The following is a 21,695-nucleotide window of genomic DNA, read 5'->3' as shown; positions in this document are numbered from 1 at the left end:
CCCCGGCCAGGGGAGGGGTGACCGCCCGTCTTGCTCTGAAATTTTCGCGGGGGATCCCGCAGAAGGAAAAAAGATGAACCAGGAAGTCCTGAACATCTTCAATCCGGTCCAGGCCGCTCCGACCTTCGACCGCATCCGTATCGCCCTGGCCTCGCCCGAGAAGATCCGTTCGTGGTCGTTCGGCGAGATCAAGAAGCCGGAAACCATCAACTACCGCACGTTCAAGCCGGAACGTGACGGCCTGTTCTGCGCGCGCATCTTTGGTCCGACCAAGGACTACGAGTGCCTGTGCGGCAAGTACAAGCGGATGAAGTACAAGGGCATCATCTGCGAAAAGTGCGGCGTTGAAGTCACGCTCGCCCGCGTCCGGCGCGAGCGGATGGGCCACATCGAGCTGGCCTCCCCGGTCGCCCACATCTGGTTCCTGAAGTCGCTGCCCTCGCGCATCGCCATGATGCTCGACATGCCGCTGAAGGACATCGAACGCGTCCTCTACTTCGAGCACTACATCATCACCGAGCCGGGCCTGACCCCGCTGAAGCAGCACCAGTTGCTGTCGGAAGATGAGTACATGCGGTACTCGGAAGAGTTCGGCGACGACAGCTTCACCGCCGAGATCGGCGCCGAGGCCATCTTCGGCCTGCTGAAGGCGATCGACCTTCCCAAGGAAGCGGACCGTCTTCGCGAAGAGCTCGCGGGCACGCCTTCCGAGATCAAGCAGAAGAAGTATTCCAAGCGCTTGAAGATCATCGAGGCCTTCATCGAGTCCGGCAACAAGCCGGAATGGATGATTCTCACGGTGGTCCCGGTCATTCCGCCCGAGCTGCGCCCGCTGGTGCCGCTGGACGGCGGCCGCTTCGCCACGTCCGACCTGAACGATCTCTATCGCCGGGTCATCAACCGCAACAACCGCCTCAAGCGCCTGATCGAGCTGCGCGCGCCGGACATCATCATCCGTAACGAAAAGCGGATGCTGCAGGAGTCCGTCGACGCCCTGTTCGACAACGGCCGTCGCGGCCGGGTCATCACCGGCGCCAACAAGCGCCCGCTGAAGTCCCTCGCCGACATGCTGAAGGGCAAGCAGGGCCGGTTCCGCCAGAACCTGCTCGGCAAGCGCGTCGACTACTCGGGCCGTTCGGTCATCGTGGTCGGTCCCGACCTGAAGCTGCACGAGTGCGGCCTGCCCAAGAAGATGGCTCTCGAGCTGTTCAAGCCGTTCATCTACGCGCGCCTGGACGCCAAGGGCCTGTCGGGCACCGTCAAGCAGTCCAAGCGGATGGTCGAGCGTGAACAGCCGGCCGTCTGGGACGTGCTGGAAGAAGTGATCCGGGAACACCCGGTGATGCTGAACCGCGCTCCGACGCTTCACCGTCTGGGCATCCAGGCGTTCGAACCCAAGCTGATCGAAGGCAAGGCCATCCAGCTTCACCCGCTGGTCTGCGCCGCCTTCAACGCAGACTTCGACGGTGACCAGATGGCCGTGCACGTCCCGCTGAGCCTTGAGGCCCAGCTGGAAGCGCGCGTGCTGATGATGTCGACCAACAACATCCTCAGCCCCGCCAACGGCCGCCCGATCATCGTGCCGTCGCAGGACATCGTCCTGGGCCTCTATTACCTCTCCGGCGCGCGCGACAAGGAGCCGGGCGAAGGCAAGATGTTCGCCGATCTGGGTGAAATCGAGGCTGCGATGGAAGCCGGGGTCGTGACCCTGCACGCCAAGATCAAGGCCCGCTTCACCGAGATGAACGCCGACGGCGTTCTGGTCCGCAAGGTCATCGACACGACCCCGGGCCGGATGAAGATCGCCTCGCTGCTGCCGCACCACCCGCAGGTCGGCCACCGCCTGATCGAAAAGGCGCTGACCAAGAAGGAAATCGGCAATCTGATCGACATCGTCTACCGCCACTGCGGTCAGAAGGCGACGGTCATCTTCGCAGACCAGATGATGGGCCTGGGCTTCAAGGAAGCGGCCAAGGCCGGCATTTCCTTCGGCAAGGACGACATCGTCATTCCGGAACGCAAGACGCCGATCGTCGCCGAGACCCGCAAGCTGGTCGAGGAATACGAGCAGCAGTACGCCGATGGTCTGATCACCAAGGGTGAGAAGTACAACAAGGTCGTTGACGCCTGGTCCAAGGCCACGGACCGGATCGCCGACGAGATGATGCTGGAGATCTCGACCAAGAAGATCGGCGACGACGGCCGCGAGAAGGAGATCAATGCCATCTACATGATGGCCCACTCCGGCGCTCGTGGTTCGCAGGCCCAGATGAAGCAGCTCGGCGGGATGCGCGGCCTGATGGCCAAGCCGTCCGGCGAGATCATCGAGACCCCGATCGTCTCGAACTTCAAGGAAGGCCTGACCGTTCAGGAGTACTTCAACTCCACCCACGGCGCCCGCAAGGGCCTCGCCGACACCGCGCTGAAGACCGCCAACTCCGGTTACCTGACCCGTCGTCTCGTCGACGTGGCGCAGGACAGCATCATCACCGAGGAAGACTGCGGCACCACCCGGGGCATCACCCTGAAGGCCGTGGTTGAAGGCGGCGACGTGCTGGTCTCGCTGGGTCTGCGGGTCCTGGGCCGCTTCTCGGCCGAGGACATCAAGGATCCGACGTCGGGCGAAGTGCTGATCCCGGCCGACACCTATCTGGTCGAAGACCTTGCCGACGTCATCGACAAGGCCGGCGTCCAGAGCGTGAAGGTCCGTTCGGTCCTGACCTGCGAAGCCGGCACGGGCGTCTGCGGCGCCTGCTACGGCCGCGACCTCGCGCGCGGCACGCCGGTGAACATCGGTGAAGCCGTGGGCGTCATCGCCGCCCAGTCGATCGGCGAGCCGGGCACCCAGCTGACGATGCGGACGTTCCACATCGGCGGCGCGGCCCAGGTCGCCGAGCAGTCGTTCTTCGAAAGCAGCAACGTCGGTACGGCCCGCATCGTCGGTCCGACGGTGAAGGCGTCGAATGGCGAGTTCATCGTCATGAGCCGCAACACCACCATCACCGTCCAGGTCGATGGCAAGGATCGCGAAGCCTACAAGCCGCCCTACGGCGCGCGCCTGAAGGTCAAGGACGGCGACAAGGTCAAGCGCGGCGATCGTCTCGCCGAGTGGGACCCCTACACCGCCCCGATCATCACCGAAGTGGCCGGCAAGATCCGCGCCGAGGACCTGGTGGACGGCTTCTCCGTCCGCGAGGAAACCGACGAGGCGACCGGTATCGCCAACCGCGTGATCACCGACTGGCGGACCTCGACCCGCGGTTCGGACCTGCGTCCGGCCCTGGCCGTGATCGACGCCGACGGCGCCTACAAGCGTCTGTCGAACGGCGGTGAAGCCCGTTACCTCCTGCCGGTCGGCGCGGTTCTGTCCGTCGGCGACGGCGACGAGGTCAAGCCGGGCGAGGTCATCGCCCGTATGCCGACCGAAGGCGCCAAGACCCGGGACATCACCGGCGGTCTGCCGCGCGTCGCCGAACTCTTCGAAGCCCGCCGTCCGAAGGACTGCGCGGTCATCGCCGAGATGGACGGTCGCGTCGAATTCGGTCGCGACTACAAGAACAAGCGCCGCATCAAGATCACCCCGGAAGATGGTGGTGACGCGGTCGAGTTCCTGATCCCGAAGGGCAAGCACATCACCGTCCACGACGGCGACGTGATTCTGCGCGGCGAGTACATCATCGACGGCAACCCGGATCCGCACGACATCCTGCGCATCCTGGGCGTCGAGGCGCTGGCCAACTTCCTCGTCGACGAGATCCAGGAGGTCTATCGACTGCAGGGCGTGCCGATCAACGACAAGCACATCGAGGTGATTGTCCGGCAGATGCTGCAGAAGGTCGAAATCCTCGAGCCGGGCGACACGGGCCTGATCCGTGGCGACCACCTCGACAAGCCGGATCTGGATATCGAGAACACCAAGGCGCAAGCCCGCGGCGGCCGTCCGGCCCTAGTCCAGCCCGTCCTGCTCGGCATCACCAAGGCGTCGCTGCAAACCCGCAGCTTCATCTCGGCGGCGTCGTTCCAGGAGACCACCCGCGTCCTCACCGACGCCTCGGTCCACGGCAAGGTCGATACGCTCGAAGGCCTGAAGGAAAACGTCATCGTCGGCCGGCTTATCCCGGCGGGCACGGGTTCCTACCTGCGCGGCCTGCAACGCATCGCCACCAAGCGCGACGAGGCCCTTTCGGCCTCCCGCGAAGAGACGATGGAGCCGCTGCCGGTCGAGATCGCGCTCGACGTGGAAACCACCGACGCCTGACGGCGTCAGGGTTTCTGAAGCAATACGAGACGGCCCGGGAGCGATCCCGGGCCGTCTTCGTTTGCCGGACCTCGGACGGCGGCCTCAGTAGCCGAGGATGCCCAGACCGTTGGTTCGCGTGCCGCCGGCGTTGTCTGTCGGATTGACGCCCTGCGGCGGCGGGGCCTCCTTGCGCTTGCGGATACGCTCTTTCCTGGCCGCGGCGGCGTCCCAGGCCGCGCGTTTGCCGGGCTCCATCGGCGCGGCGATCACCGCATCGTTCTCCCGGCCCCTGGCGAAGCTCTCGTCGCAGCGCTCACGCTCGCGCAGGGTCAGGCCGACAGCGTCACGATTGGCGCAGCCCACGGGTGATCGGCGCAGGACGCCGCGCAGATCGCCGGAAACCCCGGCGAGCGGCGCCGACGCCGCGCCCGGCGTCGGCCTTTCCGCGGGCAGGGACGTCTCCCGGGCGGGCCGGAGGTGCAGGGGTGTGACGCGGCTCGTCAGGGACGGCAACGGCGTCCGGTGTAGCCTTGGAGGGGCCGGCGCGACGCGGGCCCTCACGGGCCGCGCGCCGGGAATCGGAGGCAGGGTCCAGATCTCCAGCGGCACGACGGGGGCGTTGTCCCGAGGGGCCGTGTGCAGGTCGGGCGTCGACAACCCCAGCAGCGCCAGCGCCACGATGTGCGCCAGCCCGGAGGCCGCCACGACGGCGACCTCGCGGGCTCGACCGCGCCTCTTGCCGGATGTCTGCGCCATGCCCCCTCTTTCGCGCGGCAGGGTTTTCGATCGCGGCGGCGAAACCGTGGCTGGCGTGGGGCCATCCTGGGACGAGAGCGCTAAACCGGCGCGAGTCGCGCCCGCCAATTCGCGGATCATCGCCCGCCGGTCACGCCGCTCGTCACAACCCTTTCCAAAGCCTTGACCTGACGGCCCTTCGCCAGTATTTAGCGCCCCTCTTTCGGGGCCGGTCCATCAGGGTCTGTCCCGATCAGCGGATGTCCCGCCAAGGACCGTCAGGCCCGCCGGAACGCATGAGAGCGCGTGCCGGCGAGTTTTCGCGTTCGAAAAGGGCCGCCGCAAGAGCCGGAAGATCAACAAGGACCCTGAGACGCTTCGGCCGAAAGGCACACGTCTCCACGAGCACGAAAAGAACGAATGCCTACAGTCAATCAGCTCATCCGCAAGCCTCGCCAGCCGAAGCCCACGCGGAACAAGGTGCCGGCCCTCAAGGGCTGTCCCCAGCGTCGCGGCGTCTGCACGCGCGTCTACACGACGACCCCGAAGAAGCCGAACTCGGCTCTGCGTAAGGTCGCCAAGGTCCGTCTGACCACCGGCATCGAAGCCGTGTGCTATATCCCGGGCGAAGGCCACAATCTGCAGGAGCACTCGGTGGTGCTCATCCGCGGCGGCCGCGTGAAGGACCTTCCCGGCGTCCGTTATCACATCCTGCGCGGCGTGCTCGACACGCAAGGCGTCAAGGACCGTCGCCAACGCCGTTCGAAGTACGGCGCGAAGCGTCCGAAGTAAGGAAGAGCAAGCATGTCCCGCCGCCGCCGCGCAGAGAAGCGTCAGGTTCTGCCCGATCCCAAGTTCGGGGACCTGATCGTCACGAAATTCATGAACTACGTCATGTACGAAGGCAAAAAGGCCGTCGCCGAGAACATCATCTACGGCGCCTTCGACATCCTTGAAGCCAAGCGCAAGGACCAGGGCCCCCTGGAAACCTTCCACTCGGCCCTCGACAACGTGGCTCCCGCCATCGAAGTCCGGTCCCGCCGGGTCGGCGGCGCCACCTATCAGGTGCCCGTGGAAGTCCGTCCGGACCGCCGCCGCGCCCTGGCCATCCGTTGGCTGGTGACCGCCGCGCGCAAGCGTGGCGAGAACACCATGACCGAAAAGCTGGCCGCCGAGCTGCTTGATGCTTCGAACAACCGCGGCACCGCGGTGAAGAAGCGTGAAGACACGCACAAGATGGCCGAAGCCAACCGGGCCTTCTCGCACTACCGCTGGTAAGACCCAGCCCGACACCTTCCAGGGCGCGGGCGGTTCTCCAAAACCGCCCGCGCTCAGTTTTATAGGCCGACAGGCAGACCGATATGCCCCGCACAACTCCGATCGAAGACTACCGTAACTTCGGCATCATGGCCCACATCGACGCGGGCAAGACGACGACGACGGAACGCATCCTCTACTACACCGGCAAGTCCCATAAGATCGGCGAAGTCCACGACGGCGCCGCGACCATGGACTGGATGGAACAGGAGCAGGAGCGCGGCATCACCATCACGTCGGCCGCGACGACCGCCATGTGGAATGGCAAGCGCCTGAACATCATCGACACCCCAGGGCACGTCGACTTCACCATCGAGGTTGAACGTTCGCTGCGCGTGCTCGACGGCTGCGTCGCCGTGCTCGATGGCAACCAGGGCGTTGAGCCGCAGACCGAAACGGTCTGGCGTCAGGCTGACCGCTACGACGTGCCGCGCATCGTGTTCGTCAACAAGATGGACAAGACCGGCGCCGACTTCGAGATGTGCCTGGCCACGATCCGCGACCGCCTCGGCGTCAAGGCCGTGCCGATCCAGCTGCCGATCGGTTCGGAAGCCTCGCTCAAGGGCCTGGTCGACCTGATCCGCATGAAGGCCGTTGTCTGGGACAGCGAAGGCCTGGGCGCCAACTACCACGACGAAGAGATCCCCGCCGACATGGTGGCCAAGGCTGAAGAAGCCCGTCACTACTTGGTGGAAAACGCCGTCGAACTCGATGACGAGGCGATGGAAGCCTACCTCGGCGGCGACCAGCCGTCCGAAGAGGTGCTGAAGAAGTGCATCCGCAAGGCCGTGCTCTCGGGCGCCTTCTATCCGATCCTCTGCGGCTCGGCGTTCAAGAACAAGGGCGTCCAGCCCCTGCTCGACGCGGTCGTGGACTACCTGCCCTCGCCGGTGGACATCCCGCCGACCCCGGGCATCGACTTCAAGACCGACGAGCCGACCGTGCGCAAGGCCTCGGACGAAGAGCCCCTGTCGGTGCTCGCGTTCAAGATCATGGACGACCCCTTCGTCGGCTCACTGACCTTCTGCCGCGTCTACTCGGGCAAGATCGAGACGGGCATGGGCCTGCTGAACTCCTCGCGTGACAAGCGCGAGCGGGTCGGCCGCATGCTGCTCATGCACTCGAACAACCGCGAAGACATCAAGGAGGCCTACGCCGGCGACATCATCGCGCTGGCCGGCCTGAAGGACACCCGCACGGGCGACACCCTGTGCGACCCGATCAAGTCGCCGGTCATTCTGGAGCGCATGACGTTCCCGGAACCCGTCATCGAGATCGCCATCGAGCCGAAGTCCAAGGCCGACCAGGAAAAGCTGGGCGTCGCGCTCGGCAAGATGGTCGCCGAAGACCCGTCCTTCACCGTCTTCACCGACCAGGAGTCGGGCCAGACGATCATGAAGGGCATGGGCGAGCTGCACCTCGACATCAAGGTCGACATCCTTCGCCGCACCTACAAGGTCGACGCGAACATCGGCGCGCCGCAGGTGGCCTATCGTGAAAGCCTCGGCCGCAAGGTCGACATCGACTACACGCACAAGAAGCAGACCGGTGGTACGGGCCAGTTCGCCCGCGTCATGATCACCTTCGAGCCGGGCGAACCGGCTTCGGGCTTCGTGTTCGAGTCGAAGATCGTTGGCGGCGCCATCCCCAAGGAATTCATTCCGGGCGTGGAAAAGGGCCTCGAGAGCATCAAGGACAACGGTCTTCTGGCCGGCTTCCCGCTGATCGACTTCAAGGCGACCCTGACGGACGGCAAGTACCACGACGTCGACTCCAGCGTGCTGGCGTTCGAAATCGCGGCCCGCGCCGCCTTCCGCGAACTGAAGGAAAAGGGCGCGCCCAAGCTGCTCGAGCCGATCATGAAGGTCGAAGTGCTCGTCCCCGACGAATACCTCGGCGACGTCATCGGCGACCTGAACAGCCGTCGCGGCCAGATCCAGGGCACCGATCAGCGCGGCAACGCGCAGGTCGTGACCGCGTTCGTGCCGCTGGCCAACATGTTCGGCTACATCGGCAACCTGCGCGGCATGTCCCAGGGACGCGCCCAGTTCACCATGCAGTACGACCACTACGAGCCGGTGCCGCAACACGTCGCCGACGAAGTGATCAAGAAGTACGCGTAGCTTTTTCCCTCGGGAAAAAGCCTAACAAGAGACCGACCGGTTTCATTCTGAAACCGGTTGGCCAACCCCCCAAACGTAAGGACCCCGATTGGGGGACCAGGAGCTAAGAAAATGGCCAAGGAAAAGTTCGAACGTAACAAGCCGCACTGCAACATCGGCACGATCGGGCACGTCGACCACGGCAAGACGACGCTGACGGCGGCGATCACGATGACGCTGGCGAAGGCCGGTGGCGCGAAGGCGATGGCGTATGCGGATATCGACGCGGCGCCGGAAGAGAAGGCGCGCGGCATCACGATCAACACGGCGCACGTGGAATACGAGACGGCGAACCGTCACTACGCGCACGTCGACTGCCCTGGCCACGCTGACTATGTGAAGAACATGATCACGGGCGCGGCGCAGATGGACGGCGCGATCCTGGTGGTGTCGGCCGCTGACGGCCCGATGCCGCAGACGCGCGAGCACATCCTGCTGGCCCGTCAGGTCGGCGTTCCGGCGCTGGTGGTTTACCTGAACAAGGTCGACCTGGTGGACGACGCCGAGCTGCTCGAGCTGGTCGAGATGGAAGTTCGTGAACTTCTGTCGTCCTACCAGTTCCCGGGCGACGACATTCCGATCACGGCGGGTTCGGCCAAGGCCGCGACCGACGGCGTGAACCCGGAGATCGGCGAGAAGTCGATCCTGGCGCTGATGGAAACGGTCGACGCCTACATCCCGCAGCCGGAGCGTCCGGTTGACCTGCCGTTCCTGATGCCGGTGGAAGACGTGTTCTCGATCTCGGGCCGCGGCACCGTGGTCACGGGCCGTATCGAAAAGGGCATCGTCAAGGTCGGCGAGGAAGTCGAGATCGTCGGCATCCGTCCGGTTCAGAAGACGGTCTGCACGGGCGTGGAAATGTTCCGCAAGCTGCTGGACCAGGGCCAGGCGGGCGACAACGTGGGCGTGCTGCTGCGCGGCACCAAGCGTGAAGACGTCGAGCGCGGCCAGGTTCTCTGCAAGCCCGGCTCGATCACGCCGCACACCAAGTTCACGGCCGAGGCCTACATCCTCACCAAGGACGAAGGTGGCCGTCACACGCCGTTCTTCACCAACTACCGCCCGCAGTTCTACTTCCGCACGACGGACGTGACCGGGATCATCAAGCTGCGCGAAGGCGTGGAAATGATCATGCCGGGCGACAACGCCGAGCTGGACGTCGAGCTGATCACCCCGATCGCCATGGATGCGGGCCTGCGCTTCGCCATCCGTGAAGGCGGCCGCACCGTCGGCGCCGGCGTCGTCGCGAAAATCGTCGAGTAGTCACTCCACGATCAGCGACATCGCTGACCACAGATCAGGCCCTCCGGTGGAAACACCGGGGGGCTTTTTCTTTGCCGGGGCGCGGACCGCTCACGGGAAGGAACGTCGAGCGGCCGCGACTGCCCCGCCGGCTGAATGTGGGCAATCCTCTGGTCGGCCGTCGCGCGACGATGATAAAATCTTCTGTCGGAACCCGAGTGTCGCCGGTCTTCAGTGCGTGGAATCGAAATGATCACGAGATCGTGGCGGCGCATCAGCCGACGACCCGGCGACCGAACGACCGCCCTCGCGGTGAAGGCGCCATCGTCCGTCAGAAGCCACGCCTGGAAGCCGTGCTCCCGACCCGCGACGCGGCGCCTTTTTCTCTCGCTCTCCGCAAGCGCCGCCGTTTCGTTTGCTTTGACGGCCCCCGCCAAGGCAGCTGAGGTGGGGCCGCTGTCCCGACGGGGCGGGTGGGTGACTCCGCCCGTGTCAGCGCCGGGGGTTAGCTACGAGACCCTGATGAGCCCGACCGTCGGGGCGAGAGTCAGCTTCCACATCTACCTCCCGCCCGACTACGCAGCGAACTCGGGCCGGCGTTATCCGACCCTTTATTGGCTGCATGGAACCGGCGGCGGCGAGCGCGGCATTCCCGTCATCGCGGACCTGTTCGAAACAGCGATCCGGCAGGGACATATCCCTCCCGTGATCGTCGTGTTCCCGAACGGCCTGCCCGAAGGCATGTGGACCGATTCCGCCGACGGTCTCGCGCCCGTGGAGTCGTTCCTGGTCCAGGATCTTGTTCCTCACATCGATGCAACGCGCAGCACGATCCCTTCGCGGGACGCCCGAATTCTCGAAGGGTTCAGCATGGGCGGTTATGGCGCGGCGCGGATCGGCTTTCGCCATGTCGATCTGTTCGCCTCCATTTCAATGTTGGCGGCAGGGCCGCTCGATCCGGACTTCGACGGCCCTCGAGCAGCCGCCAATCCGGCCCTCCGGCAAAGGATCCTGAGCACGGTTTTTGGCGACGATATCGCGATCTTTCAGAGGCAGAGCCCGTGGGCCATCGCCGCGGATATGGCTCCGACGATAAGGGCGGGCCTTCTCATGCGACAGGTGGTGGGAAGCGGGGATTTTACCATCGCGGACAATCGGGCGTTCCATGTCCACCTTGACGAACTTGAGGTGCCGCACGAGTACCGGGAGCTCGCCGGCGTCGGCCACGATGCGAGGGGGCTCCTCCTCGGTCTGGGCGAAGACAACTGGCGATTCTACCGATCCGCGTTTGCCGGGCTGACGCTGGACGTTGGCTAGCCTCCCCGCGGAGCTCCCTGCGTGGTCCGCGAGGCGCATTGCTGGCTCGGCGTCAGTCAGGTCGGCCGAAACTTGAACTCTTCCGGCTCGCAAGCGCTGACGTAGCGTCTCACCCCCGCTAAGACAGGACCTCGCCCGCTAAGGAGCCGTCATGCCCGCACCTGCCCCCGTTCTGGTCCTTCTCGGCGGCGCGGGTGATCTGGCGATGCGGATGCTGTTGCCGTCGCTCTATCACCTGGAGCTCGACAGCCTTTTGCCCAAAGGCCTGCGGATCATCGCGGTCGGCCGGGGAGCCGGCGACGCCGACAGCTATCGCGCCGAGGTTCGCGCCGATCTCGTGGCTCGAGACATTCTGGAGGACGACAGCTGGGCCCGGATGTCGGCCCGGCTGGACTACTGCTCGACCGACGCGTCCAACAGCGAGGGCGCGAAGGTGCTGGCCGACCGCATCGGCGCGCATGGCGATCTGGTGTTCTTCTACGCCCTGTCGCCCAGCCTGTTCGCGCCGGTCACCCTGGCCCTCAAGGCCGCCGGACTGACCGGCGACAGGACCCGGCTGGTGCTGGAAAAGCCCATCGGCCGGGACCTGAAGAGTTCGCAGGCGATCAACGCGGTCCTCGCCGAGGCCGTGCCCGAGAACCGCGTCTTCCGCATCGACCACTATCTGGGCAAGGAGACGGTCCAGAACCTGATCGCCCTGCGCTTCGCCAACACCCTGTTCGAGCCGCTGTGGACCAGCCGGACGATCGACCATGTGCAGATCACCGTGGCCGAAACGCATGGCGTCGGCGACCGCTGGCCCTATTACGACGACTACGGCGCCATCCGCGACATGCTGCAGAACCACATGCTGCAGCTGCTCTGCCTGGTGGCCATGGAGCCCCCGTCGGACCTTGAGCCGGACGCCGTGCGCAACGAGAAGGTCAAGGTGCTGCGCTCGCTTCGCCCGTTCACCCGGGCGTCGGCGACCAGCGACAGCGTGCGCGGCCAGTACGGCGACGGCGTCGTCGATGGCCAGGCCGTGAAAAGCTATGAGAGCGAAGTTGGGCGACCGTCCTCTACCGAGACCTTCGTCGCCCTGACCGCCTGGATCGACAACTGGCGCTGGGCCGGGGTGCCGTTCTTCCTGCGCACGGGCAAGCGTATGGCCGAGCGCTGCACCCAGATTGTCATCCAGTTCAAGCCGGTGCCGCATTCGATCTTTGGCGGAGCAGGGGCCGGCGATCTGGTCGCCAACCGGCTGGTCATCGAGCTCCAGCCGGACGAGGACATCTCGCTGACCATCATGAACAAGCGGCCGGGCCTGACCCAGGAGGCCATGCGGTTGCAGCCGTTGCCGTTGTCGCTGAGCCTCGCCCGGGCGCTGGGCGAGGAGGGCGGCCGGCGGCGCATCGCCTACGAGCGGCTGCTGCTCGACGCCATGCGCGGCGACCAGACCCTGTTCGTGCGCAATGACGAGGTCGAGGCGGCCTGGCGGTTCGTCGACGGCGTGGCGGACGCCTGGGCCGAGGCCGGCATGACGCCCCGGCCCTATCCGGCAGGCTCCTGGGGCCCGGGCGGCGCCTTCGCCCTGATCGAACGGTCAGGTCGGTCGTGGAATGAATAGCCGGCCGGAGATCGAGGTCCACGAGTCGGCCGAAGACGCCGCCCTCGCCGCCGCCGAGGCGATCGCGGACTGGCTGCATGCCGGGCTCTCCGAAAGCGACCGTGCGGTGTTCGTCGGCACGGGCGGGTCCTCGCCGGGACCGGTGTACGATCTGCTCTCGACCCTCCCCATACCATGGGAGCAGGTCAGCGTGACCCTGTCCGACGAGCGCTGGGTACCGCCGACGTCGCCCGAGTCCAATGAGCGCCAGCTGCGCGAGCGGCTGATGGTCGGCGAGGCGGCGGCGGCGCGGTTCGTGCCGCTTTGGTCCGAAGCGGCGACGGCGGAGGACGCGGCTGAAGCGGCTGAAGTGGCGCTGGAAGAGTTGTTCCCGGCTGATGTGGTCCTGCTGGGCATGGGTGAGGACGGCCACGTCGCCTCGCTGTTTCCCGGCAATCCGTCGCTGGAGGACGGCCTCGATCCGTTCGGCGGCAGTCTGGTGATCGCCGTGCCGGCCGGGAACCCCGCTCCGAAGATGGAACGGCTGAGCCTGACGCTCTACGCCCTCCGGCAGGCCTATCTGACCGTCGTGCTGGTCAGGGGAGAGGCGAAGCGGCGGATCATCGAGGATCGGGACGACCTGCCGATCCACGCGTTGTTCAGGGCGGCCGAGGGCATGCCCGTGCGCGTGATCTGGTCGCCGTAGTGCTGAAGGAGACGCCGATGCATCCCGTTGTTCAGGCCGTCACGGATCGCATCATCGCGCGCAGCGCGGAAACCCGCGCCGCCTATCTTGCCCGCATCAACGCCGCCCGCGACGACAACCCCGGCCGCGCCAAGCTCAGCTGCGCCAACTGGGCCCACGCCTTCGCCGCGTCCGAGCCGGGTGACCGGTTGAAGGCGCTCGATCCGAACGCGCCCAATCTCGGCATCGTCTCGGCCTACAATGACATGCTCAGCGCGCATCAGCCGCTGGAGCGCTATCCGGCCCTGATCAAGGCGGCGGCCCGCGAGGTCGGCGCCACCGCCCAGTTCGCCGGCGGCGTGCCCGCCATGTGTGACGGCGTCACCCAGGGGCGGCCGGGCATGGAGCTCAGCCTGTTCAGCCGCGATGTGATCGCCATGGCCACGGGCATCGCGCTCAGCCATGACGCCTTCGACGGCGCGCTGTACCTGGGGGTTTGCGACAAGATCGTGCCCGGTCTCGCCATCGGGGCGCTCAGCTTCGGCCATCTGCCGGCGATCTTCGTCCCGGCGGGGCCGATGAGCTCGGGCCTGCCCAACGCGGAGAAGGCCAAGGTCCGCGCCCTGTTCGCCGAGGGTAAGGCCAGCCGCGACCAGCTGCTGGCCGCCGAGCAAGCCAGCTATCATGGCCCCGGCACCTGCACCTTCTACGGAACGGCCAATTCCAACCAGATGCTGATGGAGATGATGGGCCTGCACCTGCCGGGCTCAGCCTTCATCCACCCGGACACGCCGCTGCGCGATGCGCTGGTGGCCGCGGCGGCCAGACGGTGCGCGGCCATCGGACCCCGATCGGCGGACTGGACCCCGGCCGGTCATGTCGTGAATGAGAAGGCGGTGGTCAACGGCCTGGTCGGCCTGATGGCGACGGGCGGGTCGACCAACCACGTCCTGCATCTGGTGGCCGTGGCCCGGGCGGCCGGAATCCTGCTGACCCTCGAGGACTTCGACGACCTGTCGCAGGCGACGCCCCTTATGGCGCGGGTCTATCCCAACGGTTCGGCGGACGTGAACCAGTTCCACGCAGCCGGTGGCATGGCCTTCGTGGTGCGGGAGCTGCTTGGCGCCGGACTCGTCCATGACGATGTCCTGACGGTCGCCGGGCCGGGACTGCATCACTATCAGCAGGAGCCGCATCTCGAGGGCGACAGGCTGGTCTGGCGGGATGGGGCCCGCGAGAGCCTCGATCGTGAGATCCTGCGCCCGGCGGCGGATCCGTTCGAACGCGAAGGCGGCATCCGGCAGCTGGCCGGCGGGCTGGGGCGCGCCGTGATCAAGGTTTCCGCCGTCGCGCCGTCACATCGGACGATCCGGGCCCCGGCCGTGGTGTTTGAAACCCAGGAGGCCCTGCAGGCGGCGTTCCGGCGCGGGGACCTGGACCGGGACCTCGTCGCGGTTGTCCGCTTCCAGGGGCCGCGCGCCAACGGCATGCCGGAACTGCACGGGCTCTCGCCCGTCCTGTCGGTCCTTCAGGACCGGGGCTATAGCGTGGCGCTGGTGACGGACGGACGCATGTCCGGCGCCTCGGGCAAGGTTCCCGCCGCCATCCACCTGACGCCCGAAGCCGCCGCGGGTGGTCCGTTGGCGCGTGTGCGGGACGGCGACATGATCCGCCTGGACTGCGCCGCGGGCGTGCTGGAGATCGAGGCGGATCTCGGCGGCCGGACGCCCGCGCTCACGCCCGCCGGCGGCGAGGGCTACGGGCGCGAGCTGTTCGACATCTTCCGACGATCGGTCGGGGCGTCGGACGCCGGCGCCTCCTCCCTCTACTGAACCGGGCGGCCCGCGACTGCGGCGAACCGTCGCGAGGTCAGGCCGCGCCCCTGTCCTGACGGGGAAAACCCGGAAATGCCCGACAGTAATAGTTGGACGGTGTTACGCGAGTTCGGTTGACCTACGGGCAGATCATACCGCATCATCGAAACATGTTGGCTGACGGAGCAGTCTGGTTCGCGTCCTGATATCGCGCCAGAGGATCCGGTCAGCGCCTTGAACCTTGAGGGGGCTGGTTGACGCACCGGTTGCGCACCAGGATCGGGTCTGCAGGACGTGCGGTTTCCGCGCGCGGGGGCGGCTCATTCTCCACTCGGCTTCACAGAAATCGCCAGGCGGGATCGCCGCCGGAGATGAAAACGCATGCGCTGGGGGTCCTTTCAGGAGGCCCATAGCGCTGGCGACAACGTCGTAACCGTCATTCGAAACAAACAAGACGGGACGACACGGGAGAATACAGGGAGGGTTAAATGCGGAAACTTGGATACCTGGCCGGGGGCTCTGTCCTCGCCATGGCCTTGTCACTGGGAGCGGCTTCGTCCGCCTCGGCGCAGGCCGCGCAACCGACGGAAGTCGAAGCCATTGTCGTCACCGGCTCGCTGATCGCGGGCACGCCTGAAGACGCGGCGCTGCCGGTGGATGTCATCGGCGCCGAAGAACTCGCCAAACAGGGCTCGCCGACCACGGTCGAACTGCTGAAGGGCCTGTCGGTCTCGAACGGCGTTCTCGGCGACACCAACCAGTTCGACGCCCGCGCCCAGGGCTCGGAAGGCTCGGGCTCGGTCAACCTGCGGGGTCTCGGCCCGACGCGGACCCTGGTGCTGTTGAACGGCCGTCGTCTGCCGATCAACCCGTTCGCCCTCGCCGGCGCCGGCGCGGTCGACACCAACATCATTCCCTCGGCCGCCATCGGTCGGGTCGAAGTCCTGAAGGACGGCGCCGCGGCCACCTACGGCTCTGACGCCATCGCCGGCGTGGTGAACTTCATCACCCGCACCAACTTCGAGGGCCTCGAGGTCAGCGCGAGCTACAAGGGCATCGAGGCTTCGGACGGCGACTACACCGTCAGCGCCGTCTACGGCTGGCAGGGCGACAACTCCAACCTGCTGCTCAGCGCCGGCTGGCAGCACCGCTCGGAACTGGGCATCAAGGATCGGGACTGGGCGAGCCTGCCCTATCTCTCGAACCCTGAAGGCGGCTGGTCGGCGGCGGGCAACCCGTCCACGGTCATCCCGCTGGGCGCGACCACCACGGCGTTCCGCGACGACCAGTGCACCCCGCTCGGCGGCTTCTCCGGCTTCAGCGGCGCGACCCCGGTTTGCTACTGGCAGTACAACCAGTACGACAACCTGGTCGAACAGGAAGATCGCTACCAGCTCTACGGCGAATTCAACCTTGACCTGAGCGCCACGACCAAGCTGCACATCGAGGGGCTCTACGCCAACACCGATGTCCCGCACTGGAAGACGTCGCCGTCCTACGCGCTGCTGGCGATCCCGACCTCCGCCACGTCGCCGGTCCCGGGCCGCTACTATGTTCCCGGCACCAACCCGGGCCTGATGGCCTATGTCGCCGCGCACCCCGGCACGATCCCCGGCTACTCGCTGGTGACCGGAGCCGCGACCGCCATCCCGACGGCGGCCCTCGCGGCCGGCGCCCTGATGGTCGCCAACCGCCCTTACGCCATGGGCGGCAACCCGATGTTCAACTACGGCGCCTCGGAAGGGTCGCGTAGCTTCGAGGCCTACCGCCTCGCCGCTGATCTGAGCGGGGAATTCGACAGCGGGATCACCTGGGACTTCTCGCTCTCCTACGGCGAGGAAAAAGGCAACCGCACCGGCTACGATACCGTGGTCAACCGTTACGAGCTCGCCCTGCGCGGCCTCGGCGGCGCCAACTGTAACGGCATCGTGGCGGGCAACGCCGGTTCGACCTGCGAGTGGGCCAACCCCTTCTCGTCGTCGATCCCGCGCAACGCCATCACCGGAGACGGCGGCGCCACCTTCAATCCGGCCCTCGCCAACAGCGCGGCGCTGACCCGGTGGTTCTTCCAGAAGCTCGAAACCAACCAGGTCAGCGGCCTTCTCGTCGCCGAAGCCGTGTTCAGCGGCAACCTCGGCTGGGAACTGGCGGGCGGTGAATCCAAGTGGGCGTTCGGCATGCAGTATCGCCGGTCGACCTTCGAGGCCGACTACAACGCCTTCTCCAACCGTCGCAACAATCCCTGCCTTGATACGCCGATCAACGGCGCCATGACCTGCGCCACCGGCCAGGGTCAGGGTCCGTTCGCCTTCCTGGGCGTTGGCAACAACGCCGACCTGAAGCAGGAAGTGAAATCGGCCTTCGCCGAAGTCGTGCTGCCGTTCACCGACAACTTCAACGCCACCGTCGCGGCTCGCTACGAAAGCTACGACGGCGATGTGGGCACGACCTTCGATCCGAAGCTCTCGGTGCGCTGGCAGGTTACCGACAACTTCGCCCTGCGCGGCTCGGTCGGCACCACCTTCCGGGCGCCGCCGCCTGTCTCGCTGAACAACGACTTTATCACCTCGCTGCAGTCAATCAACGGCACCTTCCGCGCGGTCGATATCTACGGCAACCCGAGCCTGTCTCCGGAAACCGCGACCACCTACAGCGTCGGCGGCATCTTCGAAGTCGGCAACTTCAAGGCCACGGTCGACTACTGGAACTTCGACTTCCAGGATCCGATCACGACCGATCCGGTCGCCGGCATGGTCGCGACGCTGTTCAGCAACGGGATCACCGGTGCGGCCCAGCTGAACTGCAGCGCGCTCTATGATCGCTTCACGTTCACGGGCGCGACGATGACCTGCGCGGCCAGAAACCTCACCGCGACCCCGGCGGCCACGGCCTCGGCGGGCATTACCCGCCTGCGGACCGAGACCGTGAACGGGGCCGGCGTGAAGACCTCCGGTATCGACGTCATCGCGGACTACACCTTCGATGACTTCCTAGGGGGAAGCCTGACCGTTGGCGGCACGGCCACCTACGTGATCGAGTACCTGACGGAAGCCACTGAAGTCGCCGGTGTCTCCGTCGCCCCGGCCTTCGACGCGGTCGGGCTGCTCAACTACCAGACCACCGCCTACCCGCTGCCCCAGATCAAGGGCAACGTGTACTTCGAATACAACACCGGCCCGCACAACCTGCGTCTGACGGTGCGGTATATCGATGGCTACACCGATCAGCGGATCACGCCGTTCTGTACGACGCTTGTCGCGCCGTGCTCGACGACCGCGCTGCCGTACAAGGACACCTCCGGCGTTGGCGTCAGCCAGCCCAACGGCAAGCAGATCGACGCCTTCGTCACGACCGACCTGACCTACCGGGTCTTCCTGCCCTGGGACACGACGTTCGCCGCCTCGATCGACAACCTGTTCGACAAGGATCCGCCCTTCGCCCGTCTGGACCTGAACTACGACCCGTTCACGGCCAGCGGCCTTGGCCGTACCTGGAAGATCAGCCTGACGAAAAAATTCTAGTTCTTCCCGGAAACGGGGATTCCCTTCAGGGGCGGCTTCGGCCGCCCCTTTCTTTTTGCCTGAGGGTCAGGGCTAGCGGGTGAAGACACCCAGCAGCAGTGGCCGCGCGAACAGGGCCGCGGCTTCCTCGCGCTCCAGGCCCGGAATCCACAGTCCGAGTGATGCGGCAGCGTTGATCATGGAGCTCAGCATGTGCGCGGCGATCAGCGGGTCCACGGGCCGGATCGAGCCCTCCGCGATGCCGTCCGAGATCATGCCCGCGAACCGGTCCGACACGCGGTTGTACCGTTCAACGGTCTCGAACCTCAGGTCCTCCGGCAGCGCCGTCATCGCCGACGCGCGGAGCAGGGGGCCGCTCTCGGAGAGCTGATACTCGACGAGCGCGGTGCTGACGGCCGCCAGGCGCGTCCACTGGTCGGCCTTGAGCCCGCGCGCCGCCACCTGGACGCCGCGCATGAGCGCAAAGGTCCGCTCGAAGCAGGCCGCCACCAGATCATCCTTGGCGTCGTGGTGATGATAGAAGCTGCCCTTGGTGACATTCAGTTCAGCCGAGATGTCGTCGACAGACGCCCCGCGATAGCCCTTGCGATTGATCAGTCGGGTCGCGGCGATCAGGAACGTTTCCTGCGCGGCGTCGGGGGCCGGCGTGTCGGCTCTTTCCGGTTCAGGCAGCGGCGGCGGAGCCCAGGCCCGCGCGCCCACCGCCAGGCCACCGGACAGGATGTCGAACATCCGGTCCTTGATGCGGGGATAGTCTTCGATGTCGTAGCGGGGCAGCCACGTCACGGTCCAGAAGGCCTGCTCAAGCAGAAGGTGGGTCCGCGCCGTCGCCTCCCGGCGGTCCATGTCGGTAAACTCGGGATCGTCGAACACGCCCCGGATATTGCGGAACAGGTCGTTGAAGGCGTCCGAGACCTGGGTCCGCAGAGGCTCCTTCAGCGCCCGCATCTCGCTGAACGCGACGATCGGCGAGGCCTCTCTGGTGCGGATTCTCCGCGTGAGGTCGAAAAACAGCTCAAGGAACCGGGCCAGCCTTGCCCGCGCTCCGGTCGCCAACGCGGCTTCGACCGCCAAATCGTTGAAGGTGTCGATCCCGCGGATGAAACAGGCCGCCGCGAGGTCCTCCTTGCGGCGGAAGTAGTAGGTGACCGACGTCGTGATCAGCCCGACATCCGCGGCGACGTCCGCCAGGGTCATGCCCTTGACGCCCCTCCGGTTCAGGATGCCGGTGGCGGCCGCCAGGATCGCTTCCTTCTTGGCCGCGTAGCGCACCGTGGCGGCGGCGACCGGCATGTCGGCCTGCAAGGTCACGCGACCGGACCTCCAGCGAAGACGCTCTTGAGTTCGGACTTCATGATCTTGCCGTTGGCATTTCGTGGCAAGGTCTCACGCCAGAAGGCCACGCGAACCGGCGCCTTGAACGCGGCCAGCCGCTCACGCACGAAGGCCTGCAGTTCGGCTTCGGTCGCCGTGGCGCCGGGCTTCAGCGTCACCACCGCACCCGGTTCCTCGCCAAGCGTCTTGTGCGGGATGCCGACCAGGGCCGCGTCCATGACTGCCGGGTGGTCGTAGAGAACGTTCTCGACCTCGATGCAGTAGATGTTCTCGCCGCCACGGATAAGCATGTCCTTGGCGCGGTCGATGATGAAGCAGAAGCCTTCTTCATCCAGACGCGCCAGGTCGCCCGTCCTCACCCAGCCGTCGACAAACGTCTCCGCTGTCGCCTCGGGCCGGTTCCAGTAGCAGCGCAGGACCATCGGGCCCTTGCACCACAACTCTCCGACCTCTCCGACGGGAAGTTCTCGATCACCCTCGACGGACATGATCTTCATCTCCCCGACGGCCGGGGCGACGCCGCAGCTGTCGGGCCGGTTCACGTAGTCCTCGGCGCTGTTGCTGGTGAAGGTGGCGCTGGTCTCGGTCATCCCCCAACCGTTGCCGGCGGACGCCCTGGGCCAGACCTCCTTGATCCGCCGAACCAGTTCCGGCGCCGATGGCGCGCCGCCATAGGAGATGCTTTCGATCGTCGACAGGTCGAACCGGCGCCGCTCAGGATGCTCGATCAGTTGCCAGGCGATGGTCGGCACGCCGCCCGTGGCGGTGACCCGCTCGCGTTCGATCAGATGCATGCCTTCCAGCGCGTCCCACTTGCGCATCAATACCAGCCGCCCGCCGTTGTTCAGGGCTCCGCAAAGGGTCGCCGAACAGCCGGTGACGTGAAACATCGGCACGACCAGCAAGGTAACCCGTTGCGGAGCGTCGGGGTCCGGCGCCGCCGGTGTCTCGCCCCGGCGCAGAAAGGCCCTCGCCAGCTGCGCGCCGGTGGTCATGACATTTGTGGTCATGGTCCGGTGGGTGCCCAGCGCGCCCTTCGGCTTCCCGGTCGTGCCGGAGGTGTAGAAGATTGTCGCCGGATCGTCGGCGGCGATGGGTGTCGTCGGCAGCGGCTGGTCCGGCAGGCTTTCCCAGGCGCCCACCGGGCCGATCACCGACTCGAGCCGCCGCACGCGCGAATCGCTGAACGGACCTTCGTGGCGACAGACATAGAGCGTCTCGATGTCGGGACAGTCGGGCAGGTGCTCGAGAATCCGGTCCAGGCGTTCGGTGTCTACGATGGCGATCTTCGCGCCGGAGTCGGCGAGGCCGTACTGCAACTCGGCGCCGGTCCACCAGGCGTTCAGCGGTGTGACGATGGCGCCGAGGCTCACGGCCGCGAAGAAGGCGACCGGCCATTCGGGCAGGTTGCGCATCACCAAGGCGACGCGGTCACCTTTGCGGACGCCGTCTGAAGCAAGCTGCACCGCCAACGCAGCGACCGCCCGGTGGAAGCTCTCGAAGCTTGCCCGGTCGTCGTCATAGACGAGGAAGTCACGCCCGGCGAAGGCGCGGCCGTTGGCCACGAGATCCCGCAGCGTGGCCGGACAGTTTTTCCAGGTTCTGGTCAGGACGCCGTCGATCATCACCTCTTCGATCTCGAAGCGGGATCCGGGCGCGGTCAGGATGGCATGGCAGTCGGCAATGGATCTGACGGGCCAGGCCATGGGTGCTCCCTCGAGGCTTCCTTGTTGGATCGCAGC

General features: G+C 66.3%; 13 protein-coding genes. 10 read left to right on the top strand and 3 right to left on the bottom strand.

Going from position 1 to position 21,695, the window contains the following annotated elements:
* The first annotated feature begins 73 nt into the window (after positions 1 to 73).
* Positions 74 to 4,258: a DNA-directed RNA polymerase subunit beta' gene (rpoC, locus tag ACODSL_RS05275; RefSeq protein ID WP_488899587.1), complete on the top strand. Its 4,185-nt coding sequence runs from the start codon at positions 74 to 76 to the stop codon at positions 4,256 to 4,258.
* An 84-nt stretch (positions 4,259 to 4,342) separates the two neighbouring features.
* Here the strand turns inward: rpoC and ACODSL_RS05270 are convergent, their stop codons facing one another.
* Positions 4,343 to 4,996 (bottom strand): hypothetical protein, encoded by a 654-nt coding sequence (locus tag ACODSL_RS05270; protein ID WP_488899586.1) that lies wholly within the window; start codon positions 4,994 to 4,996, stop codon positions 4,343 to 4,345.
* 399 nt (positions 4,997 to 5,395) lie between these two features.
* On the opposite strand from ACODSL_RS05270, the gene rpsL reads away from it, so the two are divergent.
* The 9 genes from rpsL (at position 5,396) to ACODSL_RS05225 (ending at position 18,618) form a co-directional block, all read left to right on the top strand.
* Entirely contained in the window at positions 5,396 to 5,767 is a 372-nt protein-coding gene (gene rpsL, locus ACODSL_RS05265) for a 30S ribosomal protein S12 (protein WP_488899585.1), read from the top strand.
* A 12-nt stretch (positions 5,768 to 5,779) separates the two neighbouring features.
* Positions 5,780 to 6,253, top strand: a complete 474-nt coding sequence (gene rpsG, locus ACODSL_RS05260) for a 30S ribosomal protein S7 (protein ID WP_488899584.1) — start codon at positions 5,780 to 5,782, stop codon at positions 6,251 to 6,253.
* Positions 6,254 to 6,336: 83 nt separating this feature from the next.
* Entirely contained in the window at positions 6,337 to 8,415 is a 2,079-nt protein-coding gene (gene fusA, locus ACODSL_RS05255; RefSeq protein WP_488899583.1) for an elongation factor G, read from the top strand.
* A gap of 111 nt (positions 8,416 to 8,526) precedes the next feature.
* A complete protein-coding gene (tuf, locus tag ACODSL_RS05250; protein ID WP_488899582.1) occupies positions 8,527 to 9,717 on the top strand; it encodes an elongation factor Tu in 1,191 nt (396 codons plus the stop codon).
* Positions 9,718 to 10,218: 501 nt separating this feature from the next.
* Positions 10,219 to 11,013 (top strand): alpha/beta hydrolase, encoded by a 795-nt coding sequence (locus ACODSL_RS05245; protein WP_488899581.1) that lies wholly within the window; start codon positions 10,219 to 10,221, stop codon positions 11,011 to 11,013.
* A gap of 151 nt (positions 11,014 to 11,164) precedes the next feature.
* Complete coding sequence (gene zwf, locus ACODSL_RS05240; RefSeq protein ID WP_488899580.1) at positions 11,165 to 12,619, top strand: glucose-6-phosphate dehydrogenase; 1,455 nt, start codon at positions 11,165 to 11,167, stop codon at positions 12,617 to 12,619.
* Entirely contained in the window at positions 12,612 to 13,304 is a 693-nt protein-coding gene (pgl, locus tag ACODSL_RS05235; RefSeq protein WP_488899579.1) for a 6-phosphogluconolactonase, read from the top strand. The genes zwf and pgl overlap by 8 nt, the downstream gene beginning before the upstream one ends.
* Positions 13,305 to 13,321: 17 nt before the next feature.
* Positions 13,322 to 15,115, top strand: coding sequence for a phosphogluconate dehydratase (gene edd, locus ACODSL_RS05230; RefSeq protein ID WP_488899578.1), 1,794 nt, complete (start codon positions 13,322 to 13,324; stop codon positions 15,113 to 15,115).
* A gap of 470 nt (positions 15,116 to 15,585) precedes the next feature.
* Positions 15,586 to 18,618: a TonB-dependent receptor domain-containing protein gene (locus ACODSL_RS05225; RefSeq protein WP_488899577.1), complete on the top strand. Its 3,033-nt coding sequence runs from the start codon at positions 15,586 to 15,588 to the stop codon at positions 18,616 to 18,618.
* A gap of 72 nt (positions 18,619 to 18,690) precedes the next feature.
* On the opposite strand, the gene ACODSL_RS05220 is transcribed toward ACODSL_RS05225, so the two are convergent.
* Together ACODSL_RS05220 and ACODSL_RS05215 are read right to left on the bottom strand one after the other, a co-directional pair.
* Complete coding sequence (locus tag ACODSL_RS05220) at positions 18,691 to 19,911, bottom strand: TetR/AcrR family transcriptional regulator (protein WP_488899733.1); 1,221 nt, start codon at positions 19,909 to 19,911, stop codon at positions 18,691 to 18,693.
* A 14-nt stretch (positions 19,912 to 19,925) separates the two neighbouring features.
* Entirely contained in the window at positions 19,926 to 21,659 is a 1,734-nt protein-coding gene (locus ACODSL_RS05215) for a class I adenylate-forming enzyme family protein (protein ID WP_488899576.1), read from the bottom strand.
* Between the last annotated feature and the right edge of the window lie 36 nt (positions 21,660 to 21,695).

This window comes from Caulobacter sp. FG121 (assembly GCF_057809815.1).
This window is presented reverse-complemented; position numbering and strand designations above follow the sequence as displayed.

Coding starts and splice junctions, on each gene's coding strand:
- fusA (WP_488899583.1), top strand. CDS start 6,337: ATGCCCCGCACAACTCCGATCGAAGACTACCGTAACTTCGGCATCATG.
- rpsG (WP_488899584.1), top strand. CDS start 5,780: ATGTCCCGCCGCCGCCGCGCAGAGAAGCGTCAGGTTCTGCCCGATCCC.
- ACODSL_RS05270 (WP_488899586.1), bottom strand. CDS start 4,996: ATGGCGCAGACATCCGGCAAGAGGCGCGGTCGAGCCCGCGAGGTCGCC.
- ACODSL_RS05220 (WP_488899733.1), bottom strand. CDS start 19,911: ATGCCGGTCGCCGCCGCCACGGTGCGCTACGCGGCCAAGAAGGAAGCG.
- ACODSL_RS05245 (WP_488899581.1), top strand. CDS start 10,219: ATGAGCCCGACCGTCGGGGCGAGAGTCAGCTTCCACATCTACCTCCCG.
- ACODSL_RS05215 (WP_488899576.1), bottom strand. CDS start 21,659: ATGGCCTGGCCCGTCAGATCCATTGCCGACTGCCATGCCATCCTGACC.
- tuf (WP_488899582.1), top strand. CDS start 8,527: ATGGCCAAGGAAAAGTTCGAACGTAACAAGCCGCACTGCAACATCGGC.
- pgl (WP_488899579.1), top strand. CDS start 12,612: ATGAATAGCCGGCCGGAGATCGAGGTCCACGAGTCGGCCGAAGACGCC.
- zwf (WP_488899580.1), top strand. CDS start 11,165: ATGCCCGCACCTGCCCCCGTTCTGGTCCTTCTCGGCGGCGCGGGTGAT.
- rpsL (WP_488899585.1), top strand. CDS start 5,396: ATGCCTACAGTCAATCAGCTCATCCGCAAGCCTCGCCAGCCGAAGCCC.
- rpoC (WP_488899587.1), top strand. CDS start 74: ATGAACCAGGAAGTCCTGAACATCTTCAATCCGGTCCAGGCCGCTCCG.
- edd (WP_488899578.1), top strand. CDS start 13,322: ATGCATCCCGTTGTTCAGGCCGTCACGGATCGCATCATCGCGCGCAGC.
- ACODSL_RS05225 (WP_488899577.1), top strand. CDS start 15,586: ATGCGGAAACTTGGATACCTGGCCGGGGGCTCTGTCCTCGCCATGGCC.